The organism is Paenisporosarcina sp. OV554 (assembly GCF_003058165.1).
Lineage (GTDB): Bacteria > Bacillota > Bacilli > Bacillales_A > Planococcaceae > Paenisporosarcina.
In genome coordinates this window covers 49,158-63,173 of the sequence record NZ_QBUC01000012.1, presented here as the reverse complement: position 1 = coordinate 63,173, position 14,016 = coordinate 49,158, and the positions used below count along the sequence as shown (strand labels likewise).

At 36.4% G+C, this 14,016-nt stretch carries 13 protein-coding genes; 9 read left to right on the top strand and 4 right to left on the bottom strand.

From position 1 onward, the window contains the following. The first annotated feature begins 3 nt into the window (after nucleotides 1-3). Nucleotides 4-1,401: a SpoVR family protein gene (locus C8K15_RS11865; RefSeq protein ID WP_108586617.1), complete on the top strand. Its 1,398-nt coding sequence runs from the start codon at nucleotides 4-6 to the stop codon at nucleotides 1,399-1,401. A gap of 365 nt (nucleotides 1,402-1,766) precedes the next feature. Here C8K15_RS11865 and C8K15_RS11860 read toward each other — a convergent pair whose 3' ends face one another. Next, the gene (locus C8K15_RS11860; RefSeq protein ID WP_108586616.1) at nucleotides 1,767-2,405 is read right to left on the bottom strand and encodes a hypothetical protein; all 639 of its coding nucleotides are present in this window, start codon (nucleotides 2,403-2,405) and stop codon (nucleotides 1,767-1,769) included. 210 nt (nucleotides 2,406-2,615) lie between these two features. On the opposite strand from C8K15_RS11860, the gene C8K15_RS11855 reads away from it, so the two are divergent. After that, nucleotides 2,616-2,951 (top strand): hypothetical protein, encoded by a 336-nt coding sequence (locus tag C8K15_RS11855; protein WP_233260461.1) that lies wholly within the window; start codon nucleotides 2,616-2,618, stop codon nucleotides 2,949-2,951. Between the two features lie 88 nt (nucleotides 2,952-3,039). On the opposite strand, the gene C8K15_RS11850 is transcribed toward C8K15_RS11855, so the two are convergent. Next, nucleotides 3,040-4,200, bottom strand: a complete 1,161-nt coding sequence (locus tag C8K15_RS11850) for an iron-containing alcohol dehydrogenase (protein ID WP_108586615.1) — start codon at nucleotides 4,198-4,200, stop codon at nucleotides 3,040-3,042. Nucleotides 4,201-4,473: 273 nt separating this feature from the next. Here C8K15_RS11850 and C8K15_RS11845 point away from each other — a divergent pair, with 273 nt between their 5' ends. The 7 genes from C8K15_RS11845 (at nucleotide 4,474) to C8K15_RS11815 (ending at nucleotide 12,062) form a co-directional block, all read left to right on the top strand. After that, nucleotides 4,474-5,277 (top strand): DUF459 domain-containing protein, encoded by an 804-nt coding sequence (locus C8K15_RS11845; RefSeq protein ID WP_233260460.1) that lies wholly within the window; start codon nucleotides 4,474-4,476, stop codon nucleotides 5,275-5,277. Then, nucleotides 5,270-6,187 (top strand): ABC transporter ATP-binding protein, encoded by a 918-nt coding sequence (locus tag C8K15_RS11840; RefSeq protein ID WP_108586614.1) that lies wholly within the window; start codon nucleotides 5,270-5,272, stop codon nucleotides 6,185-6,187. Before C8K15_RS11845 ends, C8K15_RS11840 begins: the two co-directional genes overlap by 8 nt. Next, a complete protein-coding gene (locus tag C8K15_RS11835) occupies nucleotides 6,180-7,160 on the top strand; it encodes an ABC transporter permease (RefSeq protein WP_108586613.1) in 981 nt (326 codons plus the stop codon). Before C8K15_RS11840 ends, C8K15_RS11835 begins: the two co-directional genes overlap by 8 nt. 537 nt (nucleotides 7,161-7,697) lie before the next feature. Beyond that, nucleotides 7,698-8,744, top strand: coding sequence for an amino acid ABC transporter substrate-binding protein (locus C8K15_RS11830; RefSeq protein ID WP_108586612.1), 1,047 nt, complete (start codon nucleotides 7,698-7,700; stop codon nucleotides 8,742-8,744). 138 nt (nucleotides 8,745-8,882) lie between these two features. After that, entirely contained in the window at nucleotides 8,883-10,061 is a 1,179-nt protein-coding gene (locus C8K15_RS11825; RefSeq protein WP_108586611.1) for an amino acid ABC transporter permease, read from the top strand. Between the two features lie 5 nt (nucleotides 10,062-10,066). Then, entirely contained in the window at nucleotides 10,067-11,260 is a 1,194-nt protein-coding gene (locus C8K15_RS11820; RefSeq protein ID WP_233260459.1) for an amino acid ABC transporter permease, read from the top strand. A gap of 31 nt (nucleotides 11,261-11,291) precedes the next feature. Further along, nucleotides 11,292-12,062 carry an amino acid ABC transporter ATP-binding protein gene (locus C8K15_RS11815; protein WP_108586609.1) on the top strand — a complete coding sequence of 257 codons (771 nt, stop codon included), beginning with the start codon at nucleotides 11,292-11,294 and terminating at the stop codon, nucleotides 12,060-12,062. A 119-nt stretch (nucleotides 12,063-12,181) separates the two neighbouring features. On the opposite strand, the gene sda is transcribed toward C8K15_RS11815, so the two are convergent. Next, complete coding sequence (gene sda / locus C8K15_RS11810; protein ID WP_108586608.1) at nucleotides 12,182-12,304, bottom strand: sporulation histidine kinase inhibitor Sda; 123 nt, start codon at nucleotides 12,302-12,304, stop codon at nucleotides 12,182-12,184. A gap of 585 nt (nucleotides 12,305-12,889) precedes the next feature. Further along, nucleotides 12,890-13,999 carry a mandelate racemase/muconate lactonizing enzyme family protein gene (locus C8K15_RS11805; protein WP_108586607.1) on the bottom strand — a complete coding sequence of 370 codons (1,110 nt, stop codon included), beginning with the start codon at nucleotides 13,997-13,999 and terminating at the stop codon, nucleotides 12,890-12,892. Between the last annotated feature and the right edge of the window lie 17 nt (nucleotides 14,000-14,016).

The following is a 14,016-nucleotide window of genomic DNA, read 5'->3' as shown; positions in this document are numbered from 1 at the left end:
TTCATGGAAAAAAACATTCATCATGCTATAGCTGAGATTACGGAAATTGCATCTGGATTTGGCCTTGATTATTATCCGATGCGTTATGAAATTTGTCCAGCTGATATTATTTATACGTTTGGTGCGTACGGTATGCCGACACGTTTTACGCATTGGAGCTTTGGAAAACAATTTCATAAGATGAAGCTGCAATACGATTTTGGCTTAAGTCAAATTTACGAGCTTGTTATTAATTCAAATCCTTGTTATGCATTTTTGCTTGATACCAACAGTCTTATGCAAAATAAACTCATCATTGCCCATGTCCTTGCTCACTGCGATTTTTTCAAGAACAACGTCCGATTTTCAAATACGAGACGTGATATGGTGGAAAGCATGACGGCAACTGCTGAACGAATCGCGAGCTATGAAATGATTTATGGGAAAGATGAAGTTGAAAGTTTTTTAGACGCTGTTTTAGCTATTCAAGAACATATTGATCCTTCTATTATCAGACCCAAACTACCAGACTACAATTTAGATGAAGAAGAAGAAGAGCTTGTTAGGAAGACTCCTTACGATGATTTATGGAACATAGGTCAACCAGTAATTGATAATAAAAGCATCCCACAAAATAGAAAAAAATTCCCACCTAAGCCCGAAAAAGATCTTTTACTATTTATAGAAGAATACAGTCGTGAACTAGAAGACTGGCAACGTGATATCTTAACCATGATGCGAGAGGAAATGCTCTATTTTTGGCCGCAATTAGAAACAAAAATCATGAATGAAGGATGGGCAACCTTCTGGCATCAACGAATACTAAGGGAAATGGATTTAACAACTGACGAAACAATCGAATTTGCAACATTAAATGCAAATGTTGTTCAGCCATCGACAACAACTATTAATCCATATTATTTAGGTTTGAAAATTTTTGAAGACATTGAAAAGCGATACGATCATCCAACAAAAGAGATGATGAAACTTGGAGTTAAGCTGAAATCTGGCAGAGATAAAATGTTTGAAGTAAGAGAAATCGAGTCGGATATTTCTTTCATTCGAAATTATTTAACAAAAGAATTAGTGAAGCAAGAAGACCTCTATTTGTTTGAGAAAAAAAGCGGGAATTATCAAATTACTGATAAAGATTATGAAAATGTTAGAGACCAACTAGTTTCCATGAGAGTAAATGGAAGTTTTCCATACATCGTCGTTGAAAATGGAGATTATTCACGAAATGGTGAATTGTATTTAAAACATGGCTACGAGGGGACTGAACTAGATCCTCGTTATTTAGAAAATGTACTTCCATATATTTTTCAATTATGGGGACGCCCTGTGCATATGGAAACATATGTTGAAAATAGACCCATTATATTTTCATTTGACGGAAAAAAAATCCAGAGACGTTCTCTTTAAAATCCATACAAAAAGGTCACAAGAATTCTTGTGACCTTTTTCAATGTGAAAAAATCATTCCTATTCTTCTTCTATTATTAAGACATTTACCGAGCCACTCAGAGGCTGGCTCATTTCTATTATTTATGAAAAAGGCAAAGTTTAAGAATGCTGTTAATAATGAAGAACAAACAAAATAGTACATTTGCGCCTAGCACGCCGCAAGAGCGTGAAGAACGAGACCAACAAGTATGTGGTTTTCATACTTGTTGGCTCATGCGGAACGTGCGGCTAGCGCAAATGTACGATAAACAACAGTATAATTTAACAGAGCCATGAAAAAAGAAGACCGATAAATGGAGCTATTTCCGGTATTAGTGAGAGTGCTAACAAATTGTAAACAATTTTCTTTTTAAATCTGCTGCTGATAAATAGCCTGCAATCGATTCTCCAATAGATGTCAGATTATGATGTATTTTGTACAATAAACGATCTAAATCAGATGTCATTGCTTGAAGATGAATATGAGGTGATAAATCAAACGCATTAATAGTAAATTCACCAGCTTCACTCTTAGCCAACACCCTGTGGTTCCCATCAATTACCACACTAGGTTGGGGACATGTAGGGTAATAAGCAATAATTATGGGTTGTTCATTTTTTAATGCAATTGGTAAATACTTTTGGTCTATTTCATTCTTCCTAACTTGATCAATGATGCCTTTTAAATCGATTTTTACCGGTTTGAGCTGATTTTCGAGTATCAATCTCTTGGCTGTAGGTATACACCAATTAATAAAATAGTAGTTGTATTGATCAATAAAAAATTCCTGGGTAAATACTTCTCCATTGATGGTCAGAACGTTTGAGGCAAGAGTGTCCTTAATACATTTTTTGTAATTCAAAAATTCCTGTCCGAGATTTGATGGTATGTATTTTATTCGAGCTCCTTTTGCTTCAATGGATTTTAAATAATAGCGTTCATTTAACATGGCATCTAAGTTAGGATTATATTTAGCATTCAAATTCTTCACCCCTGTGTAGTCGCTAGTAAGAATGTATGTGGGGGTGTTGAATGTTTAGTACAAAACCATGTTGATTCAGCTATTCTCACGTATTTTCATTTTGTATTAAATGATTTTTCCGTATTATATTATCGGAGAAATTGTTGTTTTTTACATATTGACGAATAAAACAACTTGAATGAATGATATATTAAAAAGAAATTCTTCTGAATGGATGTGATTGATTTGTCTACACCTAAGATTTTAAAATGGGTTAGTGGTGGTCTTGAAGCATTCCTAGGGATCCCCATATTAGGTGGAATAATTGTCGTTAGTTTTTTATGGATACCTCTAGGTGTTATGCTTGCTTTGCACATTGTAACTTTAGTCTTGACTAAAAAGAGCGGTGGTTCTTCGACGGGTAGTATATTAGGAATAGTCACTTCTTGTATCGCATGGATTCCGTTTGTAGGAATGGTCATGCATATTCTTACTGCAATTTTTCTTATGCTTGATGCCGCAAAACCCGAAGATGAATTTATGAATAATAATAATGATGTCGCTTAACAGGGAAATGCAAAAAGGATGATTCTCATTTGAGATTCATCCTTTTTGTTTTCATTAAAACTAATAACATGAATACTTACCTCTAACTTTACAATGACCGAATTAAAATATCTTTAACACTTTCTCGATCCAGTTCTTTATAAACACCGACACCTGGTTTAATAAAGGTTTTATCGATAATCAACTCGATATCTTTGTCGTCGATGCTATAGTCGCTTAAACGATTTGGAGCATTAAGAGAGTCCCAGAATGCACGAAGCGCTTTTGCTCCATCTCTCGCAACTTCCAGGTCACTTTTTCCTTCATCTGAAATGCCGAAGACGTTCATGGCTAGCATTTTCGCACGTGATGGGTCTTCTTCTAGCACATGCTCTAACCAATGGGGGAACAAAATGGCTAGACCTCCACCGTGAGGAATGTCATACACAGCTGAAATGGCATGCTCGATTCGATGGGTAGCCCAGTCACCACCATCTGTTCCATTCGATAATGTTTCATTAAATGCTGTTGTACTGATGTACATCATCGTTTCGCGATGATCGTATGATGTTAAATCGTCCAGTAATTTTGGACCTGTTTCAATAGCTGTTCGAAGTAATGATTCAATAAATCCATCAATCATTGGTGTGTTTTTTGTGCGATGAAAATAGTGTTCAAGAGCGTGAGACATGCTATCGACAATGCCATAAACAGTTTGCTTACGAGACACCGAAAACGTATAAGTAGGATCTAAGATTGAAAAACGGGGGAATACATGTGGCGATCCCCAACCTAATTTATCTTTTGTTTCCCAGTTTGAAATAACTGATATGGGATTCATTTCAGAACCAGTTGCAGCTAGAGTAAGCACGGTCCCGATAGGTAGGGCAGATTCAATGGGAGCTTTTCGTGTAATTAAATCCCACACATCGCCATCATATTTTGCGCCGATAGCCATTGCTTTTGTGCAATCAATTACACTTCCGCCCCCAACAGCTAAAAGAATGTCAATTTCTTGTGATTTACACATCTCAACGCCTCTATGAACTGTTGTTAAACGTGGGTTTTGTTCAACACCAGGTAATTCAACTATTGTGGCTTCTGCTTTATTAAGTTCTTTCATGACATCTTCATAGACCTCATTTTGTTTAATACTTCCTCCGCCATAAACAACAAGTACTTTCTTCTTTTCAACTTCTGTTGATAATTGACTAATTTGCCCTTTACCAAAATATAATTTCGTCGGGTTATGTTGTGAAAATATATTCATCTGTGCACCTCATTTTAATCGAATCTTGTTTCCCACAATCATGAATATCTTGCGGTTCAATGTATACTTTACCACTATATCTGTTTAATCGTTATCGATGATGATTAAACTGAGTATTAGTTTGTCTTTACATAAATGAAATCAATCCTAATCATAATTACTAAAAATAGATCTCACTATTAAAACCGACAACAGAGTATCCTGTACTTTACTTTCTGCTCATTATTGACTACGTTTAATTAACTTACCCATTTAGAAAAAGAGGATGATATTGTGAAATTAAATTCGGTCAAAATCATTACGTTTTTATCATTAGTTGCTACTGTCATGTGGGTGGTTGGTTTATCCTTCACTATCAACGATCAATTTTTCAACAATCCTCCTCCACCTGTAGAAAAGTCAGCGACCATTTCTACAGACACAACTCAAACAAAAGATGTTTTTATCGTTGCGATTGGTGATTCATTAACTCGTGGAACTGGAGATTCGACGGGGAAAGGGTACGTTCAGTACATGTTGAACGACTTGAAATCAAAAACGAAACAAAATGTGAATTTATCAAATTTAGCCATCAGTGGTTACACTTCACAACAACTGATAAATCAGCTTAAACAAACAGAAATGCAAAGACAGATACGACAATCAGACATCGTTGTCATGACAATCGGAGCGAATGATTTATTTCAAGGAGGGACAACGCTAACTAATTTTAAGCAATCTAACATTGATGCTCTTGAAAAAACGTATTTAAGTAACCTCAAAGAAATTTATGGAACGATAAGAAAAATTAATCCTCAAACAACGGTTTACCATATTGGACTTTACAATCCGTTCATCGAATTGTCAGATGCAAAAACCACATCAAATGCAGTTCGTAAGTGGAATTTCGATACTGCTGATTTGGCTGCAACTTTTGAAAAATTCGTATTTGTTCCTACTTTTGACTTGTTTCAATTGAATGTTAACAATTATTTAGCTGGTGATAAATTTCATCCAAACAGTATGGGATATCAATTAGTTGGAGATCGTGTAGCTTCTCTCATTAATTTTGAGAAGGAGAATGAGAAAAATGAATAACCTCGAATCTACATTAGTAGTTAAAGACCTTCAGAAAAAAATTAGAAACAAAGAAATCATCAAAAAGATTTCATTTGAACTAAAACAAGGTGAAGTTTTCGGTTTCCTTGGACCAAATGGAGCTGGGAAAACAACCACTATCCGCATGCTTGTTGGATTGATTAAACCAACTTCTGGTGAAATATCTATTTGCGGTTTTAACTTAGCTGATGACTTTTCAAATGCCATAAAACAAATTGGCTGTATTGTAGAAAACCCTGAACTGTATCCATATTTATCTGGCTGGGAGAATTTACAGCAGTTTGCTCGTATGGTTCCCGAAATTAATGAAAATCGCATAAATGAAGTCGTCACACAAGTGGGACTTCAAAACCGGATTCATGATCTAGTTAAAACCTATTCTTTAGGAATGCGTCAACGTCTGGGAATTGCTCAGGCATTACTTGGAAAACCAAAAGTTCTCATTCTAGATGAACCAACGAACGGACTTGATCCAGTGGGTATAAGAGAAATGCGTGAATTTATTCGGACTTTAGCAGAACAAGACCAAATAAGTATTCTTATTTCCTCCCATTTACTAAGTGAAATCCAATTGATGTGTGATCGAGTAGCCATTATTTCAAAAGGCGAAATTATTAAAGTTGATTCAGTGGCTCTCTTACTAGCCGAACAGGAGCGAGTATCTTGGAAGCTTCAACCTTTGGCTGAGGGGAGAAGAATTTTATCAGAAGAAACAACAATAATATTTGAAAAAGATGGAATAATAATTACCCATTACGATGAAGGAAAGCTCTCTTTGATAAATGAAAGATTGGTTCGCGAAGGCGTCAAGGTTAGCGGAATCCAAACGAAACTTCCAACACTCGAAGATTTATTTATTGAGTTAACAGGAGGTGAGACAATTGATTAATTTAGTGCACAATGAGCTGATCAAGCTTGTCCGAAAAAAACGGCTTTACATCATTTTAGCGATAGTAGCCGTCCTAGTTGCACTGTTTACTTACGCCCAAATGAAAGAAGTGAAATCCTTACAAGAACGTTTAGGTACGACAGACTGGAGATCACAATTACAACAGGATATTGTAAATACACAAAACCGTCTTAATTCGAGTACCATTCCAGACGATTTACGCAAATATTTTTTGATTAGAATTAGCGAACAAGAATATTACTTAGAACATGATGTGGATCCTTCAGCACCTGGAGCCCCAACGTTTATGCGAATGTTTGTGGAAAATTCAATTGATTTATTAATGCCACTAATGGTTGTTGTGGTCGTAGGAGATCTGGTGTCATCTGAATTAAGTGGTGGCACAATTAAAATGCTCCTAACAAGGCCTGTTAAGAGATGGCGCATTTTAATGAGTAAGTTTCTCACAATGATTCTTTCCGTTTCTTTTATCGTATTATCGCTTGCTTTATTGTCTTATCTCATCTCAGGTGCTGTTTTTGGCTATTCCGGGTGGACGATGCCTATCCTGACTGGATTTTCAACAAATGGCAACGTTCTCGTCACAACTAATGTTCACTTAATTTATCAATGGCAATACCTTTTGATGGAATTAGGTCTTGCTTGGTTCGTTGGAATTATTGTCGGGTCCATAACGTTAATGCTATCTGTTTTAATACGTAGCACGGCTGCTGTAACTGGCGTTATGTTAGCGACTCTGATCTCGGGTCCCATTTTAGCCAACATGGTGTCATCTTGGGAGTCCGCAAAGTATTTATTTATGGTCAATCTTCGAATTACGGATTATATCAGTGGAGGGGCTCCCCCAATTCAAGGGATGACCTTGGGCTTTTCAATGATTATTCTAACGATATGGGGAATCGCTGCACTCCTTGTCGCTTTTATTACATTTACCCGAAGAGATGTATATTAACTAGTATATTTAAGGACTTACCTTTGTTTGTGAAGGTAAGTCCTTTTGTTGTAGAGAGTTATTGCATCTTCGTGCTTCACAGTGATGAATTATTTACAAAAGCGAAGAAACTGTCAATTCTAAACTAAATTAAAAATGGGTTTCTATGTAAAACCAGTTAGACTATTACCAACAATTAGATAGATTAGAAGTAAACACTTTGAAAAAGAAATCTAATGTAAAAGAGGCGTTAAGTCAAAAACGATAGTTTTATGAATAAATAGGATATCTATTATGTTAAATAGATAGTGAGTATATGAAAACAGGAGATTCGATGAAAAACCAATTCTATAACAGGCCAAAGAAGAGATGAGCTTTTGATGTTAAAAGATTTATATTTCAAGTATCGGAATGAATTATCAGAATTATTTGGTATTTTAATAGGGTTTATTTCATAAAGTTAACTAAGGGTAAATTGTCTATTAGAGGGGGATAGATTAAAGCAAAATAGTATTTTTAAATAGTAGTTTGAAAAAAATAGGGGGTTGGGACCAAAACATGAAAAAACATTTATTAGCTTTATTAAGCATTTTACTCATATTTTCGGTTGTCTTAGCTGGATGTTCAGAAGAAAAGGCTGAAGAAACCAAATCCAAATCACAATTAGATATAGTCAAAAAGCGAGGTAAATTAGTGGGTGGAGTTAACGCTGATATACCAGGTTTTGGTTATGTAGCATCTGATGGAAGTTATTCGGGAATGGATGTTGATATTACAAAAGCGATAGCCGCAGCTATCTTTGGAGACCCCGATGCGGTTGAATACAGACCCTTATCAGCAGAGGAGCGTTTTATTGCTGTTCAAACGGGCGAGGTTGATGTTTTAGCGAGAAATACCACGTATACCACTTCTCGAGACGCTTCTGTTGGACTAGCTTTTGCACCGGTTACGTTTTATGACGGCCAAGGGATGATGGTGCGTGAAGATAGTGGAATTAAAAGTTTAAAGGATTTACAAGGAACACGAATTGCAGTTGAATCCGGCACAACAACCGAACTTAATTTGGCTGACCAAATGCGTAAATTGGGAGTCACTTATGAGCCCGTTGTATTTGATAGTCAAGATGCAGCAATTGCTGCTTATGAAGAAGGAAGTGTAGATGGGTTTACTACGGACCGCTCTGGATTAGTTTCTCGTCGATCGACTTTAGCCAAACCAGATGAACATTTTATCTTATCAGAGGTTTTATCTAAAGAACCGCTAGCTCCTTCCGTAAAAGACGGAGATTCGAAATGGGTAGGCGTAGTGACATGGACTGTATATGCATTGATACAAGCAGAAGAGTACGGAATTACGCAGGGCAATGTAGATACTTTCATTGATAGTGAAGATCCTGAAATTCGTCGTTTCTTAGGTGTTGAAGGGGATCTTGGTGAGCAACTGGGATTACCAAAAGACTTTGTTGTTCAGATCATTAAGGCTGTGGGGAACTACGGCGAAGTTTATAATCGCCATCTTGGCCCAGACACAGTGTTTGATTTAGATCGTGGTCCAAACGAACTTTGGACAAATGGTGGCTTAATGTATTCTCCGCCTTTCCGATAAAGTACTAATTTTAGTGTAGAAATGTCGATTATAGATTTAGGCCTGCATACCTTTTCAAACTAGGGGGGCAGGCCTCTTCTTTTTAAGTTTAAACAAGAAGAATTACTTTTGGAAAAATAACGGTGAGGTGAATCATACGTGAAAAAACTTTCATCTTCGACGTCACCACCTTTTTGGAGAGATAAACGAGTCATTCCCATTCTTCTTCAAGCTATATTTGCTTTACTGGTTATGCTTTTAGGAGCATTCTTTTTCACCAATGCTCTTGGTAGTTTAAAGCAAATGGGAATGAGTTTTGGTTATGATTTCTTAGGTAAAATGGCGTCATTTGATATAGGAGATAAGTTGATAGAGTTTTCTTCGACAGATACTTATGGTAAAGCATTCCTTGTAGGAATTTTAAATACAATTAAAGTCGCTTTAATTGGAATCATTTTAGCTACTATTCTTGGATTCATCATTGGTATTTCTCGGTTATCGAATAACTGGTTAGCAAAAACAGTGGCTACTGTCTATGTGGAAGTTTTTCGTAATACCCCTTTGTTAGTTCAGATTTTCATTTGGTTTTATGCTGTGTTTTTAAGCTTTCCCAGTATAGAAAAAAGCTTAAATGCATTTGGACTCTTTTATTTTAGTAATAGAGGGACTGTTATTCCTTGGTTCGAGCTAACGCCATCTTCCATGATATGGTTCATTTCTCTTTTAGTTGGTCTTTTTCTATCGTATATCGTTTGGAAAGTTAGAATCATAAAACAAGTAGAAACAGGTCAGCGAAAATATCCGTCATTCTGGGCTCTTGGTTCTCTAGTTGGATGGGGAGTAATCACATGGATTTTCACATTACAGTCGCCACTTTTACTTAGTGTTCCGGTGATTGCTGGACGAGGTTTTGATGGGGGTTACACAATTGGACCGGGTTTTGGTGCACTATTAGTAGCACTTGTCATGTATACCGCTTCCTATATTGCTGAAATTGTACGGGGAGGTATTTTGGCCGTACCAAAAGGACAAGTTGAAGCAGCAAAAGCACTAGGCTTGAAAAGTCCAACTATATTAAGACTTGTTATTTTACCTCAGGCTATTCGGATTATTATCCCTCCTTTAACGAATCAATATTTAAATCTAATTAAGAATTCAAGTCTAGCTGCAGCGGTAGCGTACCCAGAACTAGTAGGAGTTGGGATTACAGTTCTAAGTCAAACAGGTAAAAGTGTAGAAGTCATATCAATCGTGATTCTAGTCTACTTATCTATGAGTTTATTCACGTCACTCTTAATGAATATATTTAACAAATATACGCAACTAGTAGAGAGGTGAGAAAAGTGAATCGTGAAGAATTTCAACAGACACAAGAAGCTCCATATAAACCACTAACACATACAGTGAGCTGGTTGAAGAAGAACTTATTTAGTAGTTGGAAAAACACACTGTTAACGATCGTATTTGGGATCATTAGTTATTTGATAGTGAAGAATTCGATTGTATGGATTTTCTTTAGTGCCGATTGGCAGGTTATTTCAGCTAATTTCAGGTTATTAGCAGTGGGTCAGTACCCGGCAGCAGAAGTTTGGCGGCTATGGATTTGTTTAACGCTTTCTTCGGTACTAATGGGTCTTTCATGGGGATTGTGGAAGGGAACAGTCGCCCACTTAACAATAGCAATGGTAGGAATGTATACGATCTTAGGATGTTTGCCCTTCGTCATGACAGAAACCCGTATATGGTTGCTAGTAAATGTTGTCGTACTTGTGACTGCATATGTAATAGGCAAGAACCGGCCAAAGTTAAAAAAACCACTACTCATCGCCTGGTTTCTCATGTTTCCAGTCATTGTTTTTTTATTAAGTGGTTTTGGTGTATTTAATCATGTTGGCACTAATTTATGGGGTGGTTTTTTATTAACTTTACTAATATCTTTGGTAGCTATCGTTTTTTCTTTTCCACTGGGGTTACTACTGGCGCTTGGAAGAAGAAGCAAATTACCAATAGTTCGTTGGTTCAGCATTGGTTATATTGAATTGATTCGAGGAGTTCCCTTGATTACCATCTTGTTTATTGCTCAGTTGATGCTGCCGTTGTTTATGGGACATGGAATAGACATCAATAATGTCATCCGAGCGATGGTTGGATTCACTTTATTTACTGCAGCATACTTAGCAGAAAACATACGTGGAGGATTGCAATCAATTCCTCGAGGACAATTTGAAGCGGCGGAATCACTTGGACTAAATACAGCATTCAAGATGACATTTATTATCTTACCTCAAGCGTTACGTGCAGTTATCCCGGCAATCGTAGGCCTTTTCATCGGAATATTTAAAGACACTTCCCTCGTTGCTGTTGTAGGCTTAACCGATATTCTGGGCATTGGAAGAAATATAATATCTAATCCTCAGTTTCTAGGGACACAGATGGAAGTATTTTTATTCGTTGCTCTCGTCTTTCTTATCTTTTGCAATATGATGTCCTATGCGAGCAGAAGATTGGAAGTAGCTTTAGGTGTTGGTAAGCGATAAATACGAACTTTAATCCTAAGGAGGGACATGTATGTTTAAAAACTTTGACGCTGATATATCTCTGGAACTCAGGAAAGATATAGTCGTTTGTAATAATGTGAATAAATGGTTTGGAAATTTGCATGTATTAAAAGATGTATCATTAAAGGTTAAGCAGGGTGAAGTTGTAGTTATACTAGGTCCTTCTGGATCAGGGAAATCTACATTTATTCGAACAGTTAACGGGTTAGAAGAAATTCGAAAAGGGGAAATCACAGTTGATGGGATTCCTTTATCCAATGATATTTCTGATATCGAAGCTATTCGAAAAGAAACAGGCATGGTCTTTCAATCATTTAACTTATTCCCTCATATGACCATATTAAAAAACATTACCCTAGCACCTATTTGGGTTCGTAAATGGCCAAAAGCCAAAGCAGAAAAAATTGCATTAGAGTTGTTAGAACGTGTTGGTATTCCAGAACAAGCTCATAAATATCCAGGTCAGCTTTCTGGAGGACAACAGCAACGAGTAGCAATTGCTAGAGCTTTAGCCATGCAACCTAAAATCATGTTATTCGATGAACCAACTTCAGCATTAGATCCTGAAATGATTAAAGAAGTTTTAGATGTAATTAAAACTTTAGCAGGATCTGGGATTACAATGCTCGTCGTGACTCATGAAATGAATTTTGCTCGTGAGGTCGCAGATCGAATTGTTCTTTTTGATTTTGGGGAAATTATAGAAATTGGAACTCCAAGTGAATTATTTGATAATCCACAACATGAGCGAACAAAACTCTTCTTATCACAAATTTTATGAAAAGTTTGTTAGCAACGGTTCAAATATAGAGGACATGTAATATAAAAAAATAGAAATCCAGTAGCTACATTCGCTTCTGGATTTCTTATGAGATAGCTCGGCGTATGGACAATGAAGTGTTAGATAGACAAAGAACGTCGGCGAATTTCATTTTCTAATAGGCATATAAAATCCGGACAAAGTTTTAAGTCTTTTGCTTTAATATAAGACTCCATCAACAGTTTGGTCGATAGTTTACTCATACGTAATTCACCTCCGATTTCATGAAATTTGCTTCTATTTTTTTATAAATAAGAATATATTGGTAGGCAATCTTGGTGTAATTTAAATCTATCAGATTGTTTGGTTAAGAACAATCGTTCGGTTATCCACAATATTCTGTGGATGGATTGTGATTAACTTGTGAATACAATAGGTAATTGTATAAGGTAAGGCAGATGAAATGTGTATAAACTTATCCACAGACTCGAAAATATGAAAAATTTGTCGAAACATTTTTTGGGGAAATAGTTAGATTATCATGTCCTACCGCAAAAAACTAGGAAGATTTCTATATAGAAAACTGGACAAATAGTTATAGGTATTAAAACACCTTTGAATTTAGCACTCACATAAGTGCTAAATTCAAAGGTGTTTTATCCTGGATCAAAATGTTTTGAGACTCACAATCTAGATATGCTGTTTTCAGACGTGAAACGAAATTTTTCAGACGTGGAGCCCTTTTTTTCAGACAACAGCTCTCTTTTTTCAGACGTGAAGCTCAAAAAGTCAGACTGAGCGATCGCTCAGCCTTTAAACTAATATTCTTAATTTGTATCTTTCTTCAGCTATCTGACAATATCACGATAAACGGTTAATTCACGTAGTGTTTCTTCATTTATTTCTATACCTAATCCTGGCTTATCAGTTAATCGTATAAAAGGGACATCATAAGCCAAATTGCCAATATCCTTCGAGAACTTTAATGGACCAGTTAGTTCTACCGAGCTAATATTTTTTTTGGAAAAAGCAACATGATATCCTGCTGCTGATCCAATAGAGGATTCGACCATTGAGCCAATTTGACAATCTAATCCAGCGAGTTCTGCTTGATGAGCCATTTTTACTGCAGGGTAAATACCACCACACTTCATTAATTTAATGTTCACTTTATCAGCAGCACGTTTTTGGATGATTTCCAGCATTTCACGAGATCCCTTTAAGCCTTCATCAATCATTAAAGGAATTATTGATTTTGACTTAATTTCAACCATACCATCGATGTCATCTGCCACCACTGGCTGTTCAATCCAATCAAGATTACAATTTTGCAATTTCTTTAAAGCCACTAAAGTTGTAGCACTATTTTGCCAACCTTGGTTTACATCAACGCGAATGGCAATATCTTCGCCTACGCGAGCACGAACTGCTTGAATTCGCTTAACATCTTGTTTGATATTTGTTCCAACCTTCATTTTAAAGGATTGGTAGCCCTTGGTAACATGTAAAGCAGCTTCATTTGCCATCAATTCAGGCTCGGCAATACTTAGGACGTGTGTGAGGGAAAACTCGTCATGGTAACGACCGCCTATGAGTTGAAAGACGGGTTGCTGTAATTTTTTTCCGATGATATCATAACACGCAATATCGATGGCTGCTTTTGCGGTAGGTGCTGAATAAATGGTTTTGTTCATTAAATCATGGAGTCTCTCGATTTCCAATGGATTATGTCCCAAAACTACAGGAGCCAACGTATTTTTTATGATGTGATATGTGCTTTCCCATGTTTCACCTGTCACGTGTTCGTCAGCCACAGCTTCACCATATCCCGTAATGCCTTCGTCAGTTTCGATTTTCACGATAACTGAAGGCATAAAGTTATATGTTTGGTAACTGATGACAAAAGGTTGGTGAAGAGGTAAATGAATGGCATATAAATAAATGGCTGTAATTTTCATCTATTAAACATCCTTTC

Bases quoted from the DNA above. Each gene is read 5' to 3' on its own strand.
- C8K15_RS11865 (WP_108586617.1), top strand. From the start codon at position 4: ATGGAAAAAAACATTCATCATGCTATAGCTGAGATTACGGAAATTGCA.
- C8K15_RS11855 (WP_233260461.1), top strand. From the start codon at position 2,616: ATGGATGTGATTGATTTGTCTACACCTAAGATTTTAAAATGGGTTAGT.
- C8K15_RS11850 (WP_108586615.1), bottom strand. From the start codon at position 4,200: ATGAATATATTTTCACAACATAACCCGACGAAATTATATTTTGGTAAA.
- C8K15_RS11840 (WP_108586614.1), top strand. From the start codon at position 5,270: ATGAATAACCTCGAATCTACATTAGTAGTTAAAGACCTTCAGAAAAAA.
- C8K15_RS11830 (WP_108586612.1), top strand. From the start codon at position 7,698: ATGAAAAAACATTTATTAGCTTTATTAAGCATTTTACTCATATTTTCG.
- C8K15_RS11815 (WP_108586609.1), top strand. From the start codon at position 11,292: ATGTTTAAAAACTTTGACGCTGATATATCTCTGGAACTCAGGAAAGAT.
- sda (WP_108586608.1), bottom strand. From the start codon at position 12,304: ATGAGTAAACTATCGACCAAACTGTTGATGGAGTCTTATATTAAAGCA.
- C8K15_RS11805 (WP_108586607.1), bottom strand. From the start codon at position 13,999: ATGAAAATTACAGCCATTTATTTATATGCCATTCATTTACCTCTTCAC.